The sequence below is a fragment of the Agrococcus sp. ARC_14 genome (genome assembly GCF_022436485.1).
In the GTDB taxonomy this organism is placed as follows: Bacteria; Actinomycetota; Actinomycetes; order Actinomycetales; family Microbacteriaceae; genus Agrococcus.
The window spans coordinates 141,494-155,944 of record NZ_JAKUDO010000001.1 but is presented as its reverse complement, the minus strand read 5'-3'; the positions used below and the strand labels follow the sequence as shown (position 1 = coordinate 155,944).

Here is a 14,451-nt window from a genome sequence, read left to right as displayed (position 1 = left end):
GGGCGGGTCGCGCGCGTCGTGACCCGCCCTCGCCGGGGCGCGGCCCAGCCGTGCCCCGGCACCCCACACACCCCATCCGTCGACCACACGGCAGCGACGCCGTTCGGGAGCACCATGACCGACACCGCACCGGCCAGCGACACCGCACCCAGGCTCGAGATGCGCGACCTCTCGAAGCGCTACGGCGGCGTCCGCGCCATCCGCCACGCAGACCTCACCGTCATGCCGGGCACCGTGCACGCCCTGGTGGGCGAGAACGGCGCAGGCAAGTCCACGCTCATCAAGATCCTCGCGGGCGCCGAGCAGCCCGACACCGGCACCATCACCATCGACGGCCAGCAGGTCTCCATCGGCTCCACCTCCGACGCCATCGCGCTCGGCGTGCAGACCGTCTACCAGGAGCCGCAGCTCTTCCCAGAGCTCACCGTCGCCGAGAACTTCTTCGTGGGCCGCGAGATCACCCGCGGCCCCGCCATCGACTGGCGCGCGCAGGCGCCGCGCATGCTCGAGCTGCTCGACACCGTCGGCCTCGACCGCGGTCTCGCCTCGCAGCCGCTCGGCACGCTCTCGATCGCCAAGCAGCAGCAGGTCTCGATCGCGAAGGCGCTGCTCGAGCGGGCGAGCGTGCTCATCCTCGACGAGCCCAGCGCCATCCTCACCGACAGCGAGATCGAGGTGCTCTTCGGGGTGGTGCGGCGGCTGGCCGCCGAGGGCGTCTCCATCATCTACATCAGCCACCGCCTCGACGAGCTGTTCCGCATCGCCGACGAGGTGACGATCATGCGCGACGGCGAGACCGTCTCGTCGCAGCCGATCGGCGAGCTGACGGTGCGCGAGATCGCCGAGCGCATGGTCGGCGGCACCCTCGCGGAGGGCGTGCGAGCGGCCAGCGAGCCCGGCGCGCCGGTGCTCGAGCTCGAGGGGCTCTCGCTCGCCGGCGCCTTCGACGACGTCTCGTTCAGCGTGCGCGAGGGCGAGATCGTCGGGCTCTACGGCCTGGTCGGCTGCGGCGCGGCAGAGGTGGGCGAGGTCGTCTACGGCATGCGCCGCGCGACCGGGGGGCGGATGCGCTCCGTCGGCTCCGACAGGCACGTCACGAATCCCTCGGCAGCCAAGCGCCGCGGCATCCGCATGCTGCCTGCCAACCGCGCGTCGCAGGGCGCGTTCGCCTTCCAGCCGATCGCCTTCAACATCACGATCGGCTCGCTCTCGCTGCTGGGGAAGGTGCCCGGCTGGGTCTCCCCGAAGGTCGAGCAGCGCATCGCGCGCGATCTCATCACGAAGCTCTCGGTGAAGACCCCGTCCGAGCGGCAGCCGATCGGCGCCATGTCGGGCGGCAACGCGCAGAAGGTGGTGCTCGCGCGTCAGATCGTCGAGCACCCGAAGCTGCTGGTGCTCGCCGAGCCGACCCAGGGCGTCGACGTCGGCGCCAAGGAGGAGATCCACGGCATCGTCGCCGACCTCGCCGACAAGGGCGCTGCCGTGCTCGTCATCACGACCGACCTGGCGGAGGTGCTGCGCGTCTCGGATCGCATCCTCGTGTTCCGCGCCGGCCGCCTCGCCAAGGAGTTCCCGCCCACCGCCAGCCAGGCGTCGCTGCTCGCGGCCGCCGCCGGCGCGATCGAGGAGGACGCCGCATGAGCGTCGACACCGCACCGGGCGGCCCGGCACCCGGCCCCGCACCCGCGAAGCTCGCGCAGCTCAGCATGCGCCGCATCCTGCCGCCGGTGGTGACCGGCCAGGAGATCGTGCTGCTCGCCGTCATCGTCGTGCTGTGGGTGCTGCTGGGCGTGTTCACGCCCGCGTTCCTGACACCCGGCTCGATCGGGCCCCTGCTCGTGCAGGTGGCGCCCATCGCGCTCGTCGGCGTCGGCATGACCTTCGTCATCATCACCGCGGGCATCGACGTCTCGGTCGCGGCGATGATCATGGTCTCCGCCGTCGTGACGGCGCGCATGATGGTGAGCCTCGACATCCCGGCACCGCTCGCGGTGCTCGTCGCGATCGCCATCGGCCTGGCCCTCGGCGCGCTCAACGGCCTGCTCATCGCCTACGGCCGCGTGCATCCGATCATCATCACCTTCGGCACCGCCAACGTGTTCCAGTGGCTGGGGCTGCGGGTCTTCGACTCGTCGACCGTGAACGGCATCCCCGGCACGCTCGACTTCCTCGGTCGCGGCAGCGGCGGCTCGACGCTCGGCGTGCCCCACTCGTTCGCCATCGCGGTCGTCGCGGTCGCCGCCGCCTGGTGGTTCCTGCGCTACGCGAAGGCCGGCCGCAGCCTGTACGCGATCGGCGGCAACGCGAACGCCGCGCGGCTCGCGGGCATCAAGGTGCAGCCGCGGCTCGTCTGGGTCTACGCGATCACCGGAGCGCTCGCCGGGCTCGCCGCGTGCATCATGATCGCCACCGGAACCTCGTCGCTCGACCAGTCGGTCGGCTCCGGCAAGGAGCTGCAGGTCATCGCAGCCGTCGTCATCGGCGGCACCTCGATCCTGGGTGGCCGCGGCAGCGTCGTCGGCACCCTGCTCGGCGCCATCCTCGTGCAGACGGTGGTCTCGGGCGTCACGCAGCTCGGCTGGCCCACCCAGCTGGGCTTCCTGTTCGTCGGCATCTTCATCGTGATCGCCGTCGGCACCGATCTCATCCGCGAGCGAGCGAGGAGGCGCGCATGACCGCCGTCAAGCCGGGTGTCCGGCACCAGACCGATGCCTCCGTCGGCCCCATGGATCGCGTGCGCGACTGGTTCGCGAACGGCGGCCTCAAGGATCGCGCGGTGCTGCTGCTGACGCTCATCATCCTGCTCGTCGTCGTGCTGTCGATCCTCGACGCCGCGGGCCAGACGAGCGGCGAGTTCAACAGCGACTACCTCGCATCGACACTCATCGCCTACGTGCCGCTGGCGCTGCTGGCGATCGCCGAGCTGTTCGTCATCACCTCCGGCCGCGGCGGCATCGACCTCTCGGTCGGCTCGATGGTGTCGCTCTCCGGCATCGTCTTCGCGATGCTCTTCCAGCAGGCGGGGCTGCCGATGGTCGTCTCGATCGTGCTGGCCGTGGTCTTCGGGGCGCTGCTGGGCGCCGTCAACGGCTTCCTCTCGGCCTACCTCGGCTTCCCACCGCTCATCGCGACGCTCGCGACCTTCTACGGCTACCGCTCGATCGCGCTGGTCGTGAGCGAGCAGCGCCCGATCTCGGGCCCCGAGATCTCCGAGTTCTACAACGCGGCCAAGGCGATCGAGCTGCCCCTCATCGGGCAGTCGCTGCCGCTCGTGCCGCTGGGCGTGTTCACCTTCCTGCTGCCGGTCGCGGTGGTGGCGTGGTTCGTGCTGAACCGCACCGCCTACGGCCGCTCGCTCTACGCGATCGGCACGAACGACACGGCTGCGCAGTGGGCGGGCATCGACACCCGTCGCACCAGGATGGGCGCGTTCGTCGCCGCTGGTGCCATCTCGGGCCTCGTGGGCGTCTACACCGTCGCGCAGTTCGCCTCGGCCCGGCCGGATGCGGGCACGAGCGGCAGCGGCATGGCGCTGCCCGCGATCACGATCGCGGTGCTCGGCGGCGTCGCCATCACCGGCGGCATCGGCAAGCTCAGCGGCGTGCTGCTCGCGGCGCTGCTGATCGTCTGGCTCAACGCGTCGATCCTGCTCGTGGTGCCCGGCAACGACGGAGCCCAGGCGCAGCTGCTGGCGCTCGGCCTCGTGCTGCTGGGGGCCGCGCTCTTCGGCCAGCTCTCGCTGCGCAGGCGACGATTGACGCCCGTGCCACCGGTCACCGGTGCTGTGCCAGCGGTGCGGTCGCAGTGAGCGTCGTCATCGGCATCGACTTCGGCACGCTCAGCGGTCGCGCGCTCGTCGTGCGCACCTCGGATGGCGCAGAGCTCGGCACCGCCGTGCACGACTACGGCCACGGCGTCATCGACGAGCAGCTCGGCGAGACGCGGCTGCCGCCGGAGTGGGCGCTGCAGCACCCGCTCGACTGGCTCGAGGTGCTGCGCATCGCGGTGCCCGCGGCGCTGGCCGACGCCGGTGTGGACGCGCACGACGTGATCGGCATCGGCTGCGACTTCACCGCATCCACCCCCCTGCCCGCACTCGCCGACGGCACCCCGCTGTGCCTCGTCGACGGCTGGCAGCAGCGCCCGCACGCCTACCCGAAGCTGTGGAAGCATCACGCCGCGCAGGAGCAGGCCGACCGCATCAACGCCGTCGCCGCCGAGCGCGGCGAGCCCTGGCTCGCGCGCTATGGCGGCGCCATCTCGAGCGAGTGGCAGGTCGCCAAGGCGCTGCAGGTGTTCGAGGAGGATCGCGCGGCCTTCGACGCCGCCGAGCGCTGGATCGAGGCGAGCGACTGGATCGTGCAGCAGCTCAGCGGCGTCCACCTGCGCAACGCCTCTGCGGCCGGCTACAAGGGGATGCTGCAGGACGGCGCGCTGCCGTCGGCGGCGTACTTCGAGGCGCTCGCCCCCGGCTTCTCGGCCGTCGCGGCGAAGCTCGAGGGGCCGGTCGGCGAGCTCGGCGCGGCCGCCGGCGGCCTCACCGCCGCGATGGCCGTCGTGACCGGGCTGCCGGAGGGCATCGCGGTGGCCGTCGGCAACGTCGACGCGCACGTCACGGCGCCCGCGGTCAAGGCGACCGGCACCGGCTCGCTGGTCGCGATCATGGGCACCAGCACGTGCCACATCCTCAACGCCGAGCGGCTCGTCGACGTCGCCGGCATGTGCGGTGCGGTCGACGGCGGCATCACCGCAGGCCTGTGGGGCTACGAGGCGGGGCAGTCCGGCGTGGGCGACATCCTCGCCTGGTTCGTCGAGCACCAGGTGCCCGCGAGCGTGCAGCGCGAAGCCTCGGAGCGCGGCGTGAGCGTGCACGCGCTGCTCACCGAGCGAGGCTGGGCGAAGCCCATCGGCGCGCACGGCCTCGTGGCGCTCGACTGGCACGGCGGCAATCGCTCGGTGCTCGTCGACGCCCGGCTGTCGGGGCTCGTGGTCGGCATGACGCTCGCCACCAGGGCAGACGACATCTACCGAGCGCTGGTCGAGGCCACGGCCTACGGCGCCCGTCGCATCGTCGAGGCGTTCCGCGAGGCGGGCGTGCCGGTCGAGCGCTTCGTGGCGGCCGGCGGCCTGCTGCGCAACGAGCACCTCATGCAGACCTACGCCGACGTGCTCGGCATGCCCATCGACGTCGCGGTGAGCGAGCAGGCTCCGGCGCTCGGCGCCGCGATCCACGCTGCCGTCGCCGCGGGCGCGCATCCCGACATCACGGTCGCGGCGGATGCCATGGGTGCCGTCGAGCGCGACCGGTACCGGCCGGCGGCGGCCGCGGTCGCCGCCTACGACGAGGGCTACCGCGACTACCTGGCGCTGCACGACGCCTTCGGTCGCGGCGACGACCTGCTCATGCATCGGCTCAAGCGCCGCCGCGCAGAGGCCCTCGCATGAGCGCGATCGAGCGCCGCGTCGAGGTCTCCGCATGAGCGCCGTCGACCGCATCCGCGCCGAGGTCTGCGCCCTGCACGCCTGGCTCACGCGCGCCGGCCTCGTGCAGTGGACCGGCGGCAACGTCTCGGCCAGGGTGCCGGGGGAGGAGCTGTTCGTGATCAAGCCCAGCGGCGTCGACTACGACGACCTGACGCCCGAGCGCATGGTGCTGTGCACGCTCGACGGCGAGGTCGTGCCGGGCTCCGGCGAGCTGCGACCGTCGAGCGACACGGCCGCGCACGCCTACGTCTACCGGCACATGCCGCAGGTGGGCGGCGTCGTGCACACCCACTCGCCCTACGCGACCGCGTGGGCGGCGCGCGGGGAGCCCATCCCCTGCCACCTCACGGCGATGGCCGACGAGTTCGGCGGGCCGATCCCGGTGGGACCCTTCGCCCGCATCGGCGACGACGCGATCGGCCGCGGCATCGTCGAGACGCTGCAGGGCCATCGCTCGCGCGCCGTGCTCATGCGCAGCCACGGCCCGTTCACGATCGGGGCGGATGCGCGGGAGGCCGTGCAGGCGGCCGTGATGCTCGAGGATGTCGCGCGCACGATGCATCTCGCGCGGCAGCTCGGCCCGACCGTGCCGATCGACCAGGCCGACGTCGATGCGCTCTTCGCCCGGTATCAGGGTGTCTACGGCCAGCAGGAGGGCGAGGCATGAGCGCCGCCGACGCGCAGCAGGCGCGCGACGCGCTGCTGGCGCTGTGCCACGCCCTCGGTGAGCCGCATCGCGAGCTCGCCATCCTCGGCGAGGGGAACGTGAGCGTCGCGCTCGGCGGGGCTGACGCCAGCCCTGACGACAGCGCCACCGCCAGCGCCGACACGAGCGCCGACCGAGGCGCCCGGATGCTCGTGAAGGCCTCGGGCTCGACGCTCGGGTCTGCGGGCGCCGACGACCTCGTCGAGTGCGAGCTCGCGCCCATCCTCGCGGTGCTCGACGCGCCGGTCGCTGACGGGCACGGCACCGACGGGCACGGCACCGACGGGCTGGACGCGGATGATGCGGTGACCGCAGCGCTCATGGCCAGTCGCGTCGACCCGCAGGCGAAGCGGCCGAGCGTCGAGGCGCTGCTGCACGCGGTCGTGCTCTCCGCCGGCGCGGGCGCCGCGTGCCATACGCATCCGGTCGCCGCCAACGGCATCCTCTGCTCCGATCGGGCCGAGCTCATCGCCGCAGGGGCGCTGTTCCCCGACCATGTCGTCGTGCTCGGCCAGCACGCGCTGTTCGTGCCCTACCTCGACCCCGGCCTGCAGCTTGCGCTGCACATGCGCGATGCGCTGCGGGCCTTCGCCGAGGAGCACGGGCGGCTGCCGAAGATCGCCTATCTGCAGAACCACGGCATCTTCGCCATCGGTGATGACCCGGCCGAGTGCCTGCGGATCACCGAGATGGCCGACAAGCACGCCCGGATCCTGACCGCGGCGCTCGCGATCGGGGAGCCGGCCTTCCTCGACGAGGCCGTGCTCGATCGGATCGAGAATCGCGCGGACGAGCACCACCGCCGCCGCGTCCTGCAAGGAAAGAGGTAACACCATGCGCATCGGCTGCCACGGCTTCGTGTTCTCCGGCACCTTCGACGAGGCGGGCATCCGCACCGCCATCGAGGGGGTGCAGCGCGCGGGCTTCGACTTCATCGAGATGCCGCTGATGGATCCGCACTCCTTCGACGAGCAGGTCGCGGCACAGGTTCTCGCCGACACGGGCATCACCATGACCTCCTCGCTCGGCCTCACCGCCGAGACCGACATCTCGAGCGAGGATCCCGCGGTCGTCCAGCGCGGTGAAGACCTGCTCATGCGCGCCATCGACATCGTCGCCCACGTCGAGGGCACCGATCTCTGCGGCGTCATCTACTCGGCGCTGCAGAAGTACGCGCAGGTCGCGAGCGAGTCCAGCCGCGAGCACAGCGCGGCCGCCTTGCGCAGGCTGGGCGACTACGCGGCAGAGCGCAACGTGCAGCTCTCGCTCGAGGTCGTCAACCGCTACGAGACCAACATCGCCAACACCGCGCGCGAGGGCCTGCGGTTCCTCGACCTGGTCGGCCACGACAACGTGCACCTGCACCTCGACACGTACCACATGAACATCGAGGAGTCGGGGATGCTCGAGCCGGTGCTCGACGCCGGCGACCGGCTGCGCTACGTGCACATCGGCGAGAGCCACCGCGGCTATCTGGGCTCCGGCTCCGTCGACTTCGACGGGCTGTTCCGCGGCCTCGCGCGGGCGAAGTACGACGGTCCGGTGGTCTTCGAGTCGTTCTCGAGCGCCGTCGTCGACGAGCAGCTGACGCGCTCGCTCGGCATCTGGCGCAACCTCTGGGATGACTCCGACGACCTCGCCGCGCACGCCAACCGCTTCATCCGCGACGGCCTGCGCGCGGTCGAGACCATCGCGATGCACTGAGCCTCACCAGGGGCCGCGCGCTCGGCATCGAGTGGGGCACTTCCGCACGACCGGGGCCGGCACGCGGGCCCCGGTCGTGCGCAACCGCCCCACTGGGCTACCAGGGCAGGGCGTCCGGCACCGGGTCCGCGCCGAGCACGTGCTGATCGCAGAACGCCAGCACCGTCTCGTTCCATGTGCGAGCGTTCGACGGCCGCAGCACCCAGTGGTTCTCATCGGTGAGCTGCAGGAATCGGTGCGGCATCGTGCCCGGCGCGCCCGGCCAGGCCGAGACGAGATCCCACCACGCGCGCAGCGCCTCGCTCACCGGCACGCGGTAGTCGCGGTTGCCGTGCGTGATGAGCATCGGGGTGGTGATGGCGGATGCGTGGTGGTGCGGCGAGTACGAGCGGTACCAGTCGGGCAGCAGGTCGGGGTGGCCGTGCACGCGCACCTTCTGCGCGGCGGCGTCGGTCGTCGCGTGCTGCTGGTCGAGCGCCCAGAGGCCGGCGTGGGTGACGATCGCGCCGAAGCGGTCGGAGTGCCCGGCGATCCAGTTGGTCATGTAGCCGCCGAAGGAGGCGCCCAGCAGCGCCGTGCGGCCGCCGTCGAGCGTGCCCCGCTCGAGCACGCGGTCGAGCAGCGCCTCGCACTCGCGCCAGACCACATCGGCCAGGCGCGGCCAGCCGCGGTTGAGCCCCGCGTGGCCGTAGCCGGTCGACATCGCGGGGTCGGGCAGCAGCACCGCGTAGCCGCGCGCGACCGCCAGCCACGGGTTCCAGCGCCAGCTCCACGAGTTGTAGGAGCCGTGCGGGCCGCCGTGGATCCACAGCATCACCGGCGCGGGCGCCTTCGTGCTCGCCGACCTCGGCGTGCACAGCCAGCCGCCCACCGTCACGCCGTCGATCTCGGTCTCGACCCACTCGAGCCTGCCTGGCAGCGCGCCGACCGCGCCGGGCGCGGGCAGCTCGAGCGGCTCGGCACGGCCGCGCTTCCGCAGCGGGATCCGCACCGGTCGGGCAGGCGTCGTCATGTCGGAGCGCAGCGCGAAGAGCACCGTGCCGTCCGCGGCGGGCGCGAGCGCGCCGTAGGGCGCGTCGTCGACGAGGGTCCGCACCGCGCCCGTGCGCGCATCCACCACCAGCACCGCTCCACGCGAGTGCAGGTCGCCGGCGACGAGCAGGGTGTCGGCGTCGAGCCAGCGGTAGTCGCCGATGGTCACGTCGCCCACGTCGACCGTCACAGGCTCGCCGCTGCCGAGCGGGTGGATCTCGAGGAAGTCGTAGCTCGTGTCGGTGGGGGTGGATGCCGTCACGCGCGTCACCGCGATGCGGTCGCCGTCGGGCGAGAAGCGCGGCGCCGCCCACTGGTGGCCGGCGACGGCGCGCAGCAGCGTGCGCCGGCGGCGCGGCTGCACGTCGATGAGGGCGATCGCGGTGCGGGTCTCACCGCCGGTGACGCGGGTGGTCCAGGTGGTGACGACGCGGCGGCCGTCGGGCGAGAGGTCGGCGGATGCGTTGAGCAGGCTCACGGTGTCGGCACCCGGGGTGAGCTCGCGCAGCGCGCCGTCGGGCGCGACGAGCACGAGCCGCGGGCTGACATCCGAGACCTCGTGATCCCAATAGCGGATCGGCATGCCGGTGTGCCAGATGGCGGTGCGCTTCTCGCGCTTGCGCGCGGCGCGCGCCTCCGCGTCGGCCTCGAGCGGTGAGCGCGAGGAGCGTGCCGTCGGCGGCGATGCCGGTGACGGTCAGCCCGCCGGGCGCCGAGGCGAGCACGTGCGCCTCGCCGCGCTCGGGCAGCCGCCAGATCGCGGCCACATCCTCATCGGCACCGCCCGTCGGATCGGGGCGGGCGGAGGTGAACAGCAGCGAGCCGTCTGGCGAGAAGCGCGGAGCGCTCTCACCCTTCTCCGAGTGCGTCAGTCGCTGCGCGTCGCGCTCGCCTGCCGGGTCGAGCTCCCAGAGCGATGAGACCATGCGCGAGCCGTGCTCGTCGGCCTGCTGGAAGGCCGCGACCAGCCGCCCGCCCGGCGAGGCGGCCAGGCTCGCGAGCCGCGGCACCCGCAGCAGGCCGTCGATGTCGGTGAAGTCGTCGAATCGCGCGTCGTCGGGCATGCCCCGACGCTATCGGCCGGAGCCACCGCCGTGCGGCGGTCGCGGCGGCCGGGTCGAGCGCGAGCTCAGGCCACGAAGACCGCATGCGTCGCGGGCACCTTCGCGCGGCCACCGAGCTCGGCGAGCTCGAGCACGACGGCGACGCCGGCGACGGTCCCGCCGAGCTGCTCGACGAGCGAGATGGCCGCGGCGAGCGTGCCGCCGGTCGCGAGCACGTCGTCGACGAGCAGCACGCGACGGCCGGTGAGATCGCCCGATGCCTCGATCGTGGCGATGCCGTACTCGAGCGCGTAGTCGACAGCAGCCGTCGGCCGCGGCGTCTTGCCCGCCTTGCGGATCGGCAGCAGGCCGGTTCCCGACGTCGCGGCGACGGTGCCCGCGAGCAGGAAGCCGCGCGCCTCGACGCCGGCGACGAGGTCGAAGCCGTCGTCGAACGGCGCTGCCAGTGCCTGCGTGACCGCGCGCAGCGCATCCGCGTCGGTCAGCATCGGCCCGATGTCGCGGAACAGCACCCCGGGCTGCGGGAAGTCGGCCGTGTCCGTGATGAGCGACTCGGCGCGCGAGAGCGCTGCGGGGGTGGGTGTCGGCACCGGTCAACCCTACGCGCGGTGGGGTCGGAGCCCGGCGTCTGCGCACCGGGCTCCGACGCTCAGACGAGCGCTGGCCGACGGATGCTCTCGGCGCCGCCGTCGATGAAGATCACCTGGCCGGTCACGTAGAGGTTCTCCTCGCTGGTCAGCCAGGCCAGCAGGTTCGCCACCGCGCTCGGGTCGGCGGCCGGCCCGCCGTAGGGTGCGGGAGCTCCGGCATCGAGCGCGGCTCGACCCTCCTCGGTCTCGAGCGCGGCCGCGGTCATCGGCGTGAGGATGACGCCCGGAGCGACGGCGTTCAGCGCGATGCCGGCCTTCGCCCAGTCGGCGCTCGGCGCGTGCGTGCGCACCCAGCGCGCCACCGACAGCTTCGAGGTCGTGTAGAGCACGCTCGAGCCCGCGGCGTTCGCGGTCGCGCCGAGCGACTCGGCGTGGGCGAGCGCGGCGGCCTCGTCGCCCGACTCGATCAGCTCGAGCAGTCGCGCGTCGACCTCCTCCAGCGCAGCGAGCGAGGCGACGACCGCTGCTCGCGGCCGCTCCGCCGCTGCCAGCAGCGGGCGAAGGCCCTCGAGGGTGGCCACCGCTCCGAAGTGGTTGACGGCGACGGTGACCGGAGCGGGCACGACGAGCCCGGCGATGGCCAGCACGCCGTCGAGGCTGCCGCCGCTCAACCGGGTCGCCTCCTCGACCAGGCGGGTGCGGCCCTCTGCGGTGGTCAGGTCGACGTCGATGTCGGCATCCCGCAGATCGACGCCGATCACTCGGTGGCCGTCTGCGCGCAGTCGTGCTGCGGTCGCCTTGCCGATGCCGGATGCTGATCCGGTCACGAGGTAGGTGCGAGTCATGCTGTGTGGTCCCTTTCGTCGATGAGCATCCAGGAGGGCAGGAGTGCGAGCAGCTGACGCTGCACATGCTCGGTGGTCGCGGGTTCGTCGCTGAGGAGCCAGGCCGTGATGACCGCGAGCGAGCCGCCTGCGATGTAGTCGGCGGCGACCTCCGGGTCGACGCCACCGGGTGCCGTCGCGCGCATCGTCTCGAGCGCTTCTGCTGCGAAGGCGTCCTGCACCGCGCGGTGCGCCTCGGTGGTCGTCCGGCTCCCGAGCACGCCGGCATAGAGCGATCGTCGGCGTGCGAACTCTGCGACCAGTCGCGCGGTGGTGGCCCGCGCGGTCTCGACGGGGCTCGTCGTCTGACGGAGCGAGAGGTCGAGGGCCTCGACCTCTCGGAAGGCGTCGCTGAGGATCGCGACGGCGAGCGCATCGAGGTCGCGGTACTGGGTGTAGAAGGTCGAGCGGCTGATGCCGGCCTCGGCGACGATCGACAGCACGGTGACATCGTCATCCCGCTCGCTGAGCGAGGCGACGGCCGCCAGGATCGCGGCCCGGGTGCGGGCTGGGCGAGGGTCCTCGGCGCGGCTCATGCTGGCACGCTAGCAGGGATTCTGGACGACTGTCCGAAATATTCCGACAGAGGATGGTGGCCGCGCGATCGCCGACACCGGCGGTGCGGGAAGATGCACCCGTGCGATCGATCCTGCTGCTGGCGGCACTCCTGCTCGGCCTCACCGCCTGCCAGGCGGCACCCGTCGACGAGACTGACTGGCGGCTGCCGAGCACCGACGGGGCCGTCGACTACCAGCTCGGCGGCGCCTCCGAGCCGCCGCAGGGCGTGACGATCGTCGTGCGCGACAGCACCGCCCTGCCGGCAGCGGGCCGCTACAGCATCTGCTACATCAACGGCTTCCAGACGCAGCCGGCAGAGCGCGGGCTGTGGCTCGAGGAGCATCCGGATGCGGTGCTGACGGGAGACGGCGGCGTGCCGGTCGTGGATCCCGGCTGGCCGGACGAGCTCGTGCTCGACACCCGCACCGAGGCGGCGCGCGCCGAGATCGCCGGCGTGCTGGCCGCATCGATCGACCGCTGCGCGGAGGTCGGCTTCGATGCGGTCGAGCTCGACAACCTCGACACCTGGACGCGCTTCGACGCCCTCACGGTGGAGGGCAATCTGGCGCTGGCCGCTCTGCTCGTCGAGCACGCGCACGTCGCGGGGCTCGCGGTGGCGCAGAAGAACGCGCCGGAGCTCGCGGAGCGGGGGCCGGCGGTCGGCTTCGATCTCGCGATCAGCGAGGAGTGCGCGGCGTGGGCCGAGTGCGGCGCCTACGCCGAGCAGTACGGCGAGCTGCACATCGACATCGAGTACGAGGGGGCCCTGCCGGAGGGCACCACCTTCCAGGAGCTCTGCGAGCGGCCGGAGTCGCCGCACCTGATGGTGCTGCGCGACCTGCAGCTGGTCGCGCCGACCGAGCCCGGCTACGTCTTCGAGCGCTGCGCAGGGTGACGAGCAGGGGCTCCGGCGCCGTGTGGCGAGCCGGAGCCCCTGCTTGATCAAGGCTGCTCGATCAGGCAGCCAGGTCAGTCGAGCGCGATCAGAACAGCCCTGCCGTGGCGAACCAGGCGATCGCGATGATGGCCATGCCCAGGAATCCGACGATCGTGCACATCAGCGTCCAGGTCTTGAGGCCGCCGCCGACCGAGAGGCCGAGGAACTTCGTGGCGATCCAGAAGCCCGAGTCGTTGATGTGCGAGAGCGAGACGGAGCCCATGGCGATCGCGAGGATGATGAGCGCCACCTGGAAGTCGGCGTAGCCGGCGGCGACGACGGTCGACTGCACGAGTCCTGCGGCGGTGAGCGTCGCGACGGTGCCGGAGCCCTGCGCCACCTTGAAGATGAGCGCGAGCAGGAAGGCGAGCAGCACGATCGGCACACCGGCCGAGACGAGCATGCCGGAGACCGCGTCGCCGATGCCCGACTCCGTCATCACACGGGCGAACACGCCGCCCGCACCGGTCACGAAGACGACGATCGCGGCGGGCGCGAGCGCCGAGTCCATGATGTCGCCCATGTCCTGCTTGCCCCAGCCGTGGCGGATGCCGAGGATGTACATCGCGAGGATGCACGCCACGAGCAGCGCGAAGCCGGGTGCACCGATGAAGGCGAGCACGTTTGCCACCGGGGTCTCGGGCTCGACGATCAGCTTGCCGACCGTGCCGATCGCGATCATCAGGATCGGCAGCAGGATGAGCGCGATCACGGTGCCTGCGCTGGGCTTCGTGATCTGCCGGGTGCCCGTGGCCGTGGTCGTGGCGGTCGAGGTGGCTGCGCCGCCGCCCCCGGCAGTCGGCCTTCCCTCCTCGAAGTCGGCAGCGCCGGCCTCGTTGTACTTCTCGGCGATCTCGGGCGACATCTCCCAGACGCCGCTGGCCATCAGGCGCTGGTTCACGAACCAGACGACGAAGCCCATCGGCACCGAGAGCGCGAGCCCCAGGATCGTGACGAGACCCATGACATCCGGGTTCAGCAGCGTCGTCGAGCCGACGATGCCCGGGTGCGGCGGCACCGAGTTGTGGATGAACACCATGAAGACGGCCACGGGGGCACCGAAGGCGATGGGGCTCTTGTGGCCGGCCGCCTTCGCGAAGCTGAAGATGATCGGCACGAGGATGATGAACGCGACGTCGAAGAAGATCGGGATCGCGACGAGCCCGGATGCGATGAGCAGAGCGGGCCCGAGCCGGTGCTTGCCAAGCAGCTTCGCCGCGCGATTGGCGATGAGCGCTGCGCCGCCGGTCTTCTCGATGATGCCGCCGAGCATGGCGCCGAGCCCGACCAGCAGCGCGACGCTGCCGAGCGTGCCGCCCATGCCGGCGATGACGGTCGGGATGACCTCCTGCACCGGGATGCCGCCGAAGAGCGCGGTGAGCACCGCGACGGCGAGCAGCGCGAGGTAGGCGGGCCACTTGAGCTTCATCACCAGGAACAGCAGGACGGCGATCGAGACGACCGCCAGGATGATCAGGTAGACGGGATCCAT

At 72.1% G+C, this 14,451-nt stretch carries 13 protein-coding genes; 8 read left to right on the top strand and 5 right to left on the bottom strand.

Annotated elements, in window-relative coordinates:
- Window positions 1–114: 114 nt before the first annotated feature.
- From MKD51_RS00770 to MKD51_RS00740, 7 genes are read left to right on the top strand one after another with little or no spacing between them, the layout of a single operon-like run.
- Window positions 115–1,641: a sugar ABC transporter ATP-binding protein gene (locus MKD51_RS00770; RefSeq protein WP_240237073.1), complete on the top strand. Its 1,527-nt coding sequence runs from the start codon at window positions 115–117 to the stop codon at window positions 1,639–1,641.
- Complete coding sequence (locus MKD51_RS00765) at window positions 1,638–2,675, top strand: ABC transporter permease (protein WP_240237071.1); 1,038 nt, start codon at window positions 1,638–1,640, stop codon at window positions 2,673–2,675. Before MKD51_RS00770 ends, MKD51_RS00765 begins: the two co-directional genes overlap by 4 nt.
- The gene (locus MKD51_RS00760) at window positions 2,672–3,808 is read left to right on the top strand and encodes an ABC transporter permease (RefSeq protein WP_240237069.1); all 1,137 of its coding nucleotides are present in this window, start codon (window positions 2,672–2,674) and stop codon (window positions 3,806–3,808) included. Before MKD51_RS00765 ends, MKD51_RS00760 begins: the two co-directional genes overlap by 4 nt.
- Entirely contained in the window at window positions 3,805–5,445 is a 1,641-nt protein-coding gene (araB, locus tag MKD51_RS00755; RefSeq protein ID WP_240237067.1) for a ribulokinase, read from the top strand. Before MKD51_RS00760 ends, araB begins: the two co-directional genes overlap by 4 nt.
- A 31-nt stretch (window positions 5,446–5,476) precedes the next feature.
- Window positions 5,477–6,151: an L-ribulose-5-phosphate 4-epimerase gene (locus MKD51_RS00750; RefSeq protein ID WP_240237065.1), complete on the top strand. Its 675-nt coding sequence runs from the start codon at window positions 5,477–5,479 to the stop codon at window positions 6,149–6,151.
- Window positions 6,148–7,020, top strand: a complete 873-nt coding sequence (locus MKD51_RS00745) for a class II aldolase/adducin family protein (protein WP_240237063.1) — start codon at window positions 6,148–6,150, stop codon at window positions 7,018–7,020. Before MKD51_RS00750 ends, MKD51_RS00745 begins: the two co-directional genes overlap by 4 nt.
- Window positions 7,021–7,024: 4 nt before the next feature.
- Window positions 7,025–7,894, top strand: a complete 870-nt coding sequence (locus MKD51_RS00740) for a sugar phosphate isomerase/epimerase (protein WP_240237061.1) — start codon at window positions 7,025–7,027, stop codon at window positions 7,892–7,894.
- A gap of 97 nt (window positions 7,895–7,991) precedes the next feature.
- Here MKD51_RS00740 and MKD51_RS00735 read toward each other — a convergent pair whose 3' ends face one another.
- The 4 genes from MKD51_RS00735 to MKD51_RS00720 all read right to left on the bottom strand — a co-directional run bounded on the left by MKD51_RS00735 (window position 7,992) and on the right by MKD51_RS00720 (window position 12,000).
- On the bottom strand, window positions 7,992–9,509 hold the full coding sequence (locus MKD51_RS00735) for a prolyl oligopeptidase family serine peptidase (RefSeq protein ID WP_240237060.1): 1,518 nt from the start codon (window positions 9,507–9,509) through the stop codon (window positions 7,992–7,994).
- A gap of 546 nt (window positions 9,510–10,055) precedes the next feature.
- On the bottom strand, window positions 10,056–10,580 hold the full coding sequence (locus tag MKD51_RS00730; protein WP_240237058.1) for an adenine phosphoribosyltransferase: 525 nt from the start codon (window positions 10,578–10,580) through the stop codon (window positions 10,056–10,058).
- Between the two features lie 59 nt (window positions 10,581–10,639).
- Window positions 10,640–11,425, bottom strand: coding sequence for an SDR family oxidoreductase (locus MKD51_RS00725; RefSeq protein WP_240237056.1), 786 nt, complete (start codon window positions 11,423–11,425; stop codon window positions 10,640–10,642).
- Window positions 11,422–12,000: a TetR/AcrR family transcriptional regulator gene (locus MKD51_RS00720; RefSeq protein WP_240237054.1), complete on the bottom strand. Its 579-nt coding sequence runs from the start codon at window positions 11,998–12,000 to the stop codon at window positions 11,422–11,424. The genes MKD51_RS00725 and MKD51_RS00720 overlap by 4 nt, the downstream gene beginning before the upstream one ends.
- A 101-nt stretch (window positions 12,001–12,101) precedes the next feature.
- Between MKD51_RS00720 and MKD51_RS00715 the strand changes: the two genes are divergently transcribed.
- The gene (locus tag MKD51_RS00715; RefSeq protein ID WP_240237052.1) at window positions 12,102–12,917 is read left to right on the top strand and encodes an endo alpha-1,4 polygalactosaminidase; all 816 of its coding nucleotides are present in this window, start codon (window positions 12,102–12,104) and stop codon (window positions 12,915–12,917) included.
- An 88-nt stretch (window positions 12,918–13,005) separates the two neighbouring features.
- Here MKD51_RS00715 and MKD51_RS00710 read toward each other — a convergent pair whose 3' ends face one another.
- The gene (locus tag MKD51_RS00710; protein WP_240237050.1) at window positions 13,006–14,451 is read right to left on the bottom strand and encodes a gluconate:H+ symporter; all 1,446 of its coding nucleotides are present in this window, start codon (window positions 14,449–14,451) and stop codon (window positions 13,006–13,008) included.